At 49.3% G+C, this 2,574-nt stretch carries 3 protein-coding genes; 1 reads left to right on the forward strand and 2 read right to left on the reverse strand.

What is annotated here, in order from left to right; genetic code table 11:
• Positions 1–151: 151 nt before the first annotated feature.
• Together ACFQ1C_RS07645 and ACFQ1C_RS07650 are read right to left on the reverse strand one after the other, a co-directional pair.
• Positions 152–751: a uracil-DNA glycosylase family protein gene (locus tag ACFQ1C_RS07645; protein WP_379558016.1), complete on the reverse strand. Its 600-nt coding sequence runs from the start codon at positions 749–751 to the stop codon at positions 152–154.
• A 41-nt stretch (positions 752–792) separates the two neighbouring features.
• Entirely contained in the window at positions 793–1,737 is a 945-nt protein-coding gene (locus ACFQ1C_RS07650) for a D-2-hydroxyacid dehydrogenase (protein WP_379558017.1), read from the reverse strand.
• 154 nt (positions 1,738–1,891) lie between these two features.
• Here ACFQ1C_RS07650 and ACFQ1C_RS07655 point away from each other — a divergent pair, with 154 nt between their 5' ends.
• Positions 1,892–2,470 carry a YjaG family protein gene (locus ACFQ1C_RS07655; protein ID WP_379558018.1) on the forward strand — a complete coding sequence of 193 codons (579 nt, stop codon included), beginning with the start codon at positions 1,892–1,894 and terminating at the stop codon, positions 2,468–2,470.
• Positions 2,471–2,574: the final 104 nt, after the last annotated feature.

Genomic DNA, 2,574 nt, shown 5'->3' on the forward strand with positions numbered 1-2,574 from the left:
CTGTATATCTGATGAGGTGATGATATCACCTCTGAACAGGTGGCCACTTTAAGTGTGCCACTACAGTGTCATCTTCGCGAAGGCGGAGAACTATGGCATAGGGCACTGGATTCCCGCCTTCGCGGGAATGACGGCAGGTGGCGCTGGTGGCTTACGGCTTAAAGCTGCTTCCCGCTAGCACCTGGTGCACTCTTTGGCGAAGTATCGGCAGCTCTTCTTGTTCAAACCAGGGGTTTTTGGCTAACCAGTAACGGTTGCGCGGAGAAGGGTGGGGCAGGGGTAAACAAGTGGGCGAAAACTCTCGCCAATGACGCACGGTTTCGGTCAGGGTCTTATACTGACGCCCTAAATAACGACGCTGGGCATATTGGCCGATCAGCAGAGTAAGCTCAATGTTTGGCAATACCTCTAACAATGGCTCATGCCAAGCGGGTGCGCATTCTGGCCGAGGCGGCAAGTCACCACTTTTCCCTCTGCCGGGGTAGCAAAAGCCCATCGGCATAATGGCGAGCAGCTCTGGGTTATAAAACTGCTCTTTACTGAGTTGTAGCCAGTGGCGCAGCGTATCGCCGCTGGGATCATTCCAGGGAATGCCGGTTTCGTGTACCCGTAACCCCGGCGCCTGCCCAATAATCATAATACGGGCTGCAGGGGCCATTTGTAGCACGGGGCGAGGACCCAGAGGCAGGTGAGCCTCACACATTCTGCACGCCCGAGCCTGCATTAATCGTTGCTCAAACAAGCTGCTCATGGCATCCCCCGAATTTATAATGAAACCTAGGTCAACAGACCCTAATAACCCAGATTAAAGTCTACCAAGCCCTCCATGGGTTTGTGATTAATGTACTTTAAATAGTTACGACTAAAACGCGTCACTATTTGTTCAGGAAAGCTATATCCCGAGTTATGTGGCGTGATCACTACGTTTGGCATGTCCCAAAGCGGACTGGCGGTAGGCAACGGCTCGGTGGCAAACACATCTAATACCGCAGCCCCCATATTGCCATGGCGCAGTGCCTGAATAAGCGCGCTCTCATCAATAACATCGCCTCTGCCCACGTTAAAGAAAATGGCTCCCGGTTTGAAATGCTCGATACGAGCCGCGTCAAACAGACCACGAGTCTGTGGCGTAGATGGCAGTACACTGACCACCACATCGGCCTTAGACAACACATTATTCAGTGCTGGGATTTGATAAGTATGATCAAAACCTGCCGCCTCACGACCTGAGCGGCTAATGCCCAACACCGTCATACCAAAATGTTGTGCAGTGTGGGCAATATGCTGGCCAATACTACCGGTGCCAACAATCAGTATGGTTTTGCCAGCAATGCTTTGGTAGGGAATAGGTTGCCAATTATGTAGACGTTGCTGTTCTTTATAATGACGTAGGTGGCGGGTGAGCGAGAACAAATGACCAAAAATATATTCGCTGATCACTGGGCCAAAAATGCCTCTAATGTTAGTCAGCTGATAATCTTGCCGGCAGCCTTTGCTAAGCAATGCATCTACTCCAGCATAGGTTGACTGTGCCCATTTAAGCGCCCGCGCATTTTTTAAATGCGCCCGCAGTCGCTCTGGTTCGCCAAGCAAGATGTCGGCTTTAGACAAGGCGTGCTGAATATCTGCTTCTTGTTCGGGGGCTAGAATAGTCAGCCCTGGTAGGTAAGCCTGTTGCAATAGTGCTTTATATTCGGCGTTATCTTGGCTAAGTAGTAACAGGGTATGATTGGCCATACCTTCTCTCCTTAATATGCTTTTTGTAGCGACGTTTTATGAGACAATGACACACACATAAACTTATACCAGTGTTTGCCGTAAAAAGTGTGAGCCTTGATTATAAAGGTTCATAATGGCAAGAACATTACCGCTTAATCACAAGGAAATATCCGTGTTTGGTGATAAATTTTATAAAAAAATCAATAAGCTAGCACCTTGGCAGCAAACTGTGTTTGCACTGGCGCTAGCACAACGGATGTACCCTAATTATCAGTTGTTTAGCGACACCAGCGATTTTGGCAACGGTGCGCGTTTTCGTGAAACCCTAAATACCTTGTGGACTTATCTTACCGTAAAGGGCTCACGGGTAGATTTAAGTGCCGAGCTGGAAAGTTTTGAAAGCTTTATTCCCGACCCCACTCAGTCTGAAAGTTACGGTGCCTATCCCGCTTTGGATGCTTGTGTAGCATTGGGCGCGGCTTATAACTCGGTTATTTGTCGTGTGGGTGAAGAAGCCGTAGAGGCGAGCAGCGCGTCGTTAGGAACGGTCGCCGGCTTTGTAGACTTACTGGCCGAGCGTGAGCTAAGCGAAGAAGAGCTATATGAACACGAATTAATCATGGCGGAAATGGAGTTTCAGGTTGAGCTGCTAGACAAAGTAAGTCAGCCCAGAGACGCCGACGTGATTCTCGCCATCCGCGACTTTGCCGCCCAAGAAGGCGTATCGAATATTGGGATTAGTTTAGAATAAACGTGAAGAGTGAAGAGTGAAGAGTTAAGCCCAACACCTGGAATGGCCCGACTAAAGTAGACACCAGTTTAAGCAGCATTAAGTTGCTGTGCATATGCGTTGGG

The organism is Oceanisphaera ostreae (assembly GCF_042676125.1).
Classification (GTDB): domain Bacteria; phylum Pseudomonadota; class Gammaproteobacteria; order Enterobacterales; family Aeromonadaceae; genus Oceanimonas; species Oceanimonas ostreae.

What these genes read in the sequence shown, in the direction of transcription:
- ACFQ1C_RS07650 (WP_379558017.1), bottom strand. Translation starts at nt 1,737, where the DNA reads ATGGCCAATCATACCCTGTTACTACTTAGCCAAGATAACGCCGAATAT.
- ACFQ1C_RS07645 (WP_379558016.1), bottom strand. Translation starts at nt 751, where the DNA reads ATGAGCAGCTTGTTTGAGCAACGATTAATGCAGGCTCGGGCGTGCAGA.